We start from the raw sequence: 6187 nt of genomic DNA, 5'->3' as shown, positions 1-6187 counted from the left end.
CCGCCCCGTCGGACGGCGAGGCGCGCTCGATCACCGGCCATATCGACTTCCTGCAAATTCGCAACGGCGCGATCCACGTCCTCGACTACAAACCCGACGCGACCACCGGCAAACCGTTCGCCCAGCTCACCCTCTATGCGCTCGCGCTCTCGCACCTGACCGGCATCCCGCTCTTCGATTTCAAGTGCGCGTGGTTCAACGAGCGCCAGTACTGCGAATTTTTCCCGCGCACCGTCCTCGACCGCAAGAACAATGATAAGCGCGGTTAAGCGTACGCCTACGATCTGCCTACTGACAGTTCGAAACCCAACGCCCTCCCGTGAACGTTGCATCATCCTCGCTGCAGGGAATTGTCCCACCTATTCTCTCAGCGGGGATGCATCGCTGGCGCTCGGTGCTGTAACCCATGCCCAACGGACACGTCGGGATAGGCACGCCGAAGCGCGACCGTACAGGCGCTGTACCCCGATTGTCAGGGCTTTGAGCGAAGCTCCCCTCCGCGCCAATCGTCGCAGCCAACCATACGAGCGCAACCCAAACGCCCCGATAAGCCACCCGTCGCATGAGATCGCCCCCTCTTTCAAATCGAATCCTAGTACGTCTTAGTGAATTCGTCAGCGGATTTTTGGTGTGCTAAAAAAGTGACAACATCACAAATCATCGAACAAAATCAATTTCCAGCGACAATGCGCAAGGTTGGCGCCGACATCGACTGGCGCCTCACGTCCTTCGCCACCGAGAAGGAGGCGAAAGCTTTCGCGGCGCAGGCGCTATCTCGCGGCTTCCGGGTCGAGGCAGGCACGGCTCCGTCCGCAGGGCCCAGCCGCCGGATCGGCTGGCGTGAGGCGCACGACTGGGCGCAATCCTCCAACGAGGGGGCGATCATGAGCCTCCATCGGCGCCTTGCCGCGTTTGCCGTCTGAGACTTCGCGGGTATAAGGCGGCCCACGCGGGCGCGATGCCCGCATGAGGCCTCCCGCACGGTGTTCCTGAAAGCGTTCCTCGACCAGCAATTGGCGCGCCCCTGGGCGAAACCTGCGCTGATCGCCGTCGCCCTGTTCGTGCTGCTGTTCGCGCTCGCAGGCCAGACGGTCAACGCGCCCTTCGTGTACGCCCCGCCGCAATGAAGCGCAGCGCCTCGCTGGACTTCTTGCGCGGCGCCGCCGCGCTGTCGGTCGCCGTTCCGCACTACCTGACCGCCGACGCACCGTTCAGCCCCGCGATCGAGTCGGTCGCGGTCGCCGCCGTCGAAGTATTCTTCGTGCTCAGCGGCTTCGTGCTCGCGCGGCAGATCATCGACTGGGTCGTCGGCCGCCCCTGGCGCAATCTCGGCGTCTTCCTGGCCCGGCGCTGGATGCGGACGATTCCGCCTTACGTCGCGGCGGTCGCCGTGGTCGCCCTGATGACCGGCAATCTCTTCACCGCCGATACGCTGCGATACCTCTTCTACGTCGAGAACCTGTTCCGTTCGGCCAACACCGCCGACTACTATCCGGTCGCCTGGAGCCTTGCGGTGGAGGAGTGGTTCTACCTCCTGTTCGCGCCGCTCCTGTTTCTCATCGGGCGGGCGCTAGGCCGCAGCGACCGGAGAATCGACGTCGCCTTCGCGGTTCTGTTCATCATCGTTGTCGCGGCCTTGAGGGCCTTCGCCGCGCCTTCGGACTGGGACCTCAACGTTCGGCGCGTGACGGCCTTTCGCATCGATTCGATCGTCTGGGGTTTTCTCCTCTATCTGGCGCTGGAAAAGCGGCCGCTGCTCGCGCTCGGACATGTCGGCGGCGGCCGCGCGCTCGTCGCGCTCGGCGCGGCTTTCGCCGCCGTAGCGGCGGTCGAGTTCCGGGTCGCCATGCTGGCGCTCGAAGGCGCTCGGCTGGCGCAGCAGGCCTTTCCCTACGCGTCGGCGCTGTTCGGAGTGGCTACCGTGGCCTTCTTCCGCGAGGCCGACGGGCTGTTCAAGGCGCCGTGGACGGCCGCGCTGAGCTTCTATCTCGGCCGCATCTCCTACTCGGCCTATCTCTTCCACATCGTCATCGTGATGGCGCTGAAGCCGCTGATCACGGGCTGGCCGATCGCCGCGCAGCTCGCGCTCTATCTCGCGACGATCTGCGCCTTCTCGAGCGTGTTCTGGCGCGGCTTTGAGCGGCCGATCCTTGCCGCGAGGCCGAACTACCGCGCTCGGCAGGCTGCGACTTCCGTGGAGACGCCGGGCCCGGTCACGCCACAGCGCCGCGGCTGGGCCCCATCCGCTGCGCTCGGCATCGCCTTGTTCTCCGCCTGCGCGCTCGCGCGAAGCGCCTTCATGGCGAACGAGCCCACTCTGTTCTACCCGGCGCTGATCGCGGCGGCCGTCCTGGCGGTCGCGCTCGCCGAGAGGGCAGGGCGGTTCGCCTCGGGCCTCGGGGCCGCGGCGCGGGCGTTGCTTCTTTTCGCGCTCGCCTTGCCGGTCGCCGACGCGTTCTACCGGTCCTCGACCGGCGTGCCGATTGCAGGCTCGGTCGCCAATCCCACTTACTCCTATCGCTCTGCGCGCGAGAATCCCGCCGCCTTCGCCATGTGGTGGTTCTACTACCTCAACGAATGGATCCGCGACGACGGCATCCGCGGCGCGATCGAGAAGCCGGATCCGCAAAAAAAGCTGCCCTTCGTGCTCGCTCCTAAAAGCTCGGGCCGCATGTTCGATGCGACGATCCGCATCAATTCCGCCGGCTTCCGCGGGCCGGAGATTGCGCCGGACAAAGGGGACCGCTTCCGGATCACCGCGCTCGGCGAGTCGCAGACCTTCGGGCCGACCCTGCACGAGGGCGAGAAGCCGTGGCCGGAGCGGCTTCAGGACCTGTTCGCCGCCCGCGCCTCCTGCAACCGGCCGATCGAGGTGATCAACGCCGGAACCGAGGCCTACATGCTCGAGGACAATCTCGAACGGATGCGTCGCGACATCCTGCCGCTGAAGCCGGACCTCATCCTCTCGACCCATGGCATGAACGGCCTGCTGGCGCTCGGCCTGCGGCAGCAGGCGGAGCCGAATGAGCCGGGCGTGCGACCGCGCGCCTCCGCGCTCCTGGGCCGGGCCGTGCTGACGATCGAGCGGGCGCTGCACGAGTGGCGGACCCGGAACGCCGTCCGTCCGCCGACGCCGGCTCCGCTCTCGGACGATGCGCTGTCGAAGAGCCGCTACGCCGAGGATTACCGGAAGCTGATCGCGCTCGCCCGCTTGAGCGGCGTCCCGGTCGTGCTGGCGACGTCGAGCTTGGCGGTCGATGGGGCCTCTCCGCGTGAGGTGAAGGATTTTTACGGCGCGGTGTTCAAGCCGATCGACGACATCATCGCCGCCAACGCCGCCCACAATCGGATGGTGCGGCTCCTCGGTCGCGAACAGAACGCACCGGTGGTTGAAGCCATCGCCAGCCTCGACGGCGACTGGGACGACGATCTCTATCTCGACATCGTCCACTTCACCGAGCGCGGCAACGAGCGCGCGGCGCAGGCGATGTTTTTAGCGCTGCTGCCGATCCTTGCCAGCGATGGCGTCCGTTGCGCCGTGCGGTGAACGCCGGCGACGGCCCTTGAGTGACGCGCGGTCGTGATGGAAGTCAGAAGCTCGGCGCGAGAATGCGCACTTTTCGCCGCCCCCCATCGGGATCGGTCTCTTCAACGACCTGTCCTTGCGTCAGACCGAAATGCGAAGCCGCTTTGGCTTCGTCATCCCTGATGCCAGAGGTCTCGCGGCTGACCGCCTTGGTCGCGGCTTGGAGCTTCGTGTCCACGCCGTTGACGTCGAGCTCGGGGTCGAGCGAGTCTGGGGTCCCGATCGGCTGACTCTCCTCGGGCTTCGAGACGCTTGCCGCCGGCTTCACGTTGGGGTCCGGCTTCGGACGCGACATCTCCGCCGAAACCTGAGCCGTTATGATGATTTCATGCGCGTGATGGCCGTATTTCGCCTCCGCCGCGGCGAGCGCGTCCGCCCAGCTTTGGCCAGGTCTCCGGCAGGAGCAGGTCTCGTCGTAGGATTGCTGGAACTTCAGGGCGTTCGGCTGGCTCGTGTAAGGCGTCCCGGTCAACGATACGCTTTGGTCGACCGTGCCGCCGAAGGGCATCGAAAAGAGCGCGACCTCGGCGTTCGGGCACAAAGCCTGGCAGATCTCCGTCAGGCTCGCGCCGCTCGCGCGGGAATAGGGCAACGGAAAAAAGCCGCCGTCGCACGTTCGAACGCAGATGACGACGGATCCGCCCGGCAACGCCCCGTCCAACGACGCGACGCGGCGTCGCGATCGGGATTCGGCGGACCCCCGCCGCTCCCAGCTCCGCCAGGCGCGCTCGGCCGGGAACGACGCCGGGCCGGTCGTTGGAGGGGCGAAGGCATTGACGGAGCAGCGCGAGCAGCCGGTCGTCTGAGCGGAGGCCGGACGGACGGTCGCGGAGGCGGCAAGGAGCGCGAAGGCAAGCTTGGCGAGGAAACGCTCCGTTCGAAGCGCGTACGCGGCCAAAGGGCGGGACAAGTGCTGCTGACGGCGACGCGGGGCGGAGCGCATCGGTTCCCTCGGCGGACTGCTCAGCTTGAATAATACAGTAGTATATCAGACTTGTGTGGCGCTGCTGGGACGGCGGTCGAGGCGCGGGGCGCCATTGCCAATTGCCTGCGATGAGCGCACGGATGGGCGTACGAACCCATCCGTCCGTGTCCCCTTGAGCAGCCCTTCGCTTCCGTCGTCGAACGCGGCCGCCCCCGCGGCCTCCCGCTGGGGCGTGTTCGGCCATCTCGCGTTCACCGTCATTCTGGCGGCAAGCTCGATCTCGAGCGTCGGCATCGCCATGTTCGACACCGCGACGAGCTGGCTGATGACGGGACTCAATCCGGACCCGCTGATGGTTTCCGCGGTCCAGGTCGCGACGATGGCGCCGATGTTTCTGATGACGATTCCCGCCGGAGCGCTCGCCGACGTCGTCGACCCGCGCCGGCTGCTGATTGCGGCGCAAATCGGCGTCGTCGCCATCGGCGCCGTCTTCGCAATGGTCGTGACGGCTCACTGGGCTTCGGCGCCGGCGCTGCTGGCGACGACCTTCCTGCTTGGCGCCGCGGGCGCGCTCGCGGCACCGGCGTGGCAGATCGTCACGCCGATGCTCGTGCCGAGGCCGGAGCTCGACGCGGCCATCGCGGTGAGCAACGCCGGCTACAACGTGAGCCGGGCGATCGGCCCGGCGCTCGGAGGCGTCGCGATTACGGCGATCAGCATCAAGCTGCCGTTCTGGATCTATGTCGCGACCAGCTTCCTCGTGCTGGCCGCGCTCCTGTGGTGGCGGCCGCCGCGCAAGGCGCCGGAGACCCTGCCGGCCGAGCGGCTCATCGCCGCCGTGGCCTCCGGCCTGCGCTACGCGCGCAACAACCGCGACCTCGACGCCACGCTGATCCGCGCCATCGCCTTCTTTCCCTTCGCCAGCGCCTATTGGGCGCTGATGCCGCTGATCGCGCGCGACCGCCTGCATGACGGCGCCGAGCTTTACGGTTTGCTGATGGGCGTCGTGGGGCTGGGCTCGATCGTCGGCTCCCTTTCGCTCGAGACGCTGAAGGCCCGGCTCGGCCCGGACCTTTCGGCGGGCGTCGGCGCCGCCGGCACGGCGCTGGCGCTCGTCTTGTTCGCCACCGCGCGGACGCCCGAAATCGCGATGATCGCGAGCTTCATCGCCGGCGCGTCGTGGATCGTGGCGATGACGACGATGTTCGTCTCGGCCCAGGTCGCTCTGCCGGACTGGGTGCGGGGCAGGGGCCTTGCGATCTTTTTGACGGCCTATTTCGGCGCCATGACCGTCGGCAGCGGCCTGTGGGGCGAGGTCGCCAGCCTCCAAGGCCTGCCGTTCGCCCTCAACGCCGCGGCTTTGGGCGCAGCCCTCGGGCTGGCGGTGACCTTCCGCTGGAAGCTCGAGACCGGGGCCGCTCTCGATCTTGCGCCCTCGATGCACTGGCGCGCGCCCGCTTTCGTGCAGAAGCTCGAAGACGACGCCGGCCCCATTCTGGTCCTCATCGAATACCGCATCGACCCGAACGACGCTCCCCAGTTTCTGACGCTCATGCAGGTGATCGGCCATGAGCGGATGCGCGACGGCGGCTACGGCTGGAACCTGTTCCATGACCCCAACGACCCGGGCCGCTCGATCGAGACCTGGCTCGTCCATTCCCTTCTGGAGCTCAAAT

Annotated in this window: 6 protein-coding genes; 5 read left to right on the top strand and 1 reads right to left on the bottom strand. The window is 67.1% G+C overall.

The features are described from left to right. The 4 genes from ACLP25_RS11705 to ACLP25_RS11690 form a co-directional block, all read left to right on the top strand. Positions 1–269, top strand: a 269-nt coding sequence (locus tag ACLP25_RS11705; protein ID WP_442469370.1) for a PD-(D/E)XK nuclease family protein, incomplete at its 5' end; no start/stop codon positions are given. Between the two features lie 336 nt (positions 270–605). Next, a complete protein-coding gene (locus ACLP25_RS11700; RefSeq protein ID WP_442469369.1) occupies positions 606–923 on the top strand; it encodes a hypothetical protein in 318 nt (105 codons plus the stop codon). A 60-nt stretch (positions 924–983) separates the two neighbouring features. Beyond that, complete coding sequence (locus ACLP25_RS11695; RefSeq protein ID WP_442469368.1) at positions 984–1127, top strand: hypothetical protein; 144 nt, start codon at positions 984–986, stop codon at positions 1125–1127. Further along, positions 1124–3547, top strand: a complete 2424-nt coding sequence (locus tag ACLP25_RS11690) for an acyltransferase family protein (RefSeq protein ID WP_442469367.1) — start codon at positions 1124–1126, stop codon at positions 3545–3547. The genes ACLP25_RS11695 and ACLP25_RS11690 overlap by 4 nt, the downstream gene beginning before the upstream one ends. A gap of 43 nt (positions 3548–3590) precedes the next feature. Here ACLP25_RS11690 and ACLP25_RS11685 read toward each other — a convergent pair whose 3' ends face one another. Beyond that, positions 3591–4235, bottom strand: a complete 645-nt coding sequence (locus ACLP25_RS11685) for a DUF2865 domain-containing protein (RefSeq protein ID WP_442469366.1) — start codon at positions 4233–4235, stop codon at positions 3591–3593. Positions 4236–4683: 448 nt separating this feature from the next. Between ACLP25_RS11685 and ACLP25_RS11680 the strand changes: the two genes are divergently transcribed. Further along, on the top strand, positions 4684–6187 hold a 1504-nt coding region (locus tag ACLP25_RS11680; protein WP_442469365.1), incomplete at its 3' end, for an MFS transporter.

This window comes from Roseiarcus sp. (assembly GCF_052145395.1).
Lineage (GTDB): Bacteria > Pseudomonadota > Alphaproteobacteria > Rhizobiales > Beijerinckiaceae > Roseiarcus.
This window is presented reverse-complemented; position numbering and strand designations above follow the sequence as displayed.

Excerpts from the sequence above, each read along its gene's own strand:
- ACLP25_RS11690 (WP_442469367.1), top strand. The coding sequence starts at position 1,124 with ATGAAGCGCAGCGCCTCGCTGGACTTCTTGCGCGGCGCCGCCGCGCTG.